This is a genomic window from Vogesella mureinivorans (assembly GCF_007644035.1).
In the GTDB taxonomy this organism is placed as follows: domain Bacteria; phylum Pseudomonadota; class Gammaproteobacteria; order Burkholderiales; family Chromobacteriaceae; genus Vogesella; species Vogesella mureinivorans.
Genome location: NZ_VMTV02000593.1, coordinates 1 through 268 on the forward strand (window position 1 = coordinate 1; position 268 = coordinate 268).

A 268-nucleotide genomic window follows, 5' to 3' on the forward strand; every position below is an offset into this window, starting at 1 on the left:
ATGCGGGCGTGGTTCTGGCTGGGCTGGCCGGCCTTCATCAGCGTCCTGGCGATCTTCTGGTTGATGGTGGTGAAGCCGGGTTGAGGTGGCGCGAGACCGGAGCGAGGGTGGTGGCCATGGTGGGCCATGGGACCCCCCTATACGCTTGTGGCACGACCTGCATGGCGGCGAGCGCGGCCACTTCTCGGCGCGGAGCTGTGGGCGGGGTGTCGCGCCACTAATCAGCAGGGCGACAGTGCAGGCCAAGGCGGCTCGAACCCCACCCTAT

1 protein-coding gene is annotated in these 268 nt (G+C 67.9%); it reads left to right on the forward strand.

The window, feature by feature from the left end; genetic code table 11:
* A complete protein-coding gene (locus FLQ44_RS25005; protein WP_147695276.1) occupies window positions 1–84 on the forward strand; it encodes a DUF2269 family protein in 84 nt (27 codons plus the stop codon).
* Window positions 85–268: the final 184 nt, after the last annotated feature.

Excerpts from the sequence above, each read along its gene's own strand:
- FLQ44_RS25005 (WP_147695276.1), top strand. The coding sequence starts at position 1 with ATGCGGGCGTGGTTCTGGCTGGGCTGGCCGGCCTTCATCAGCGTCCTG.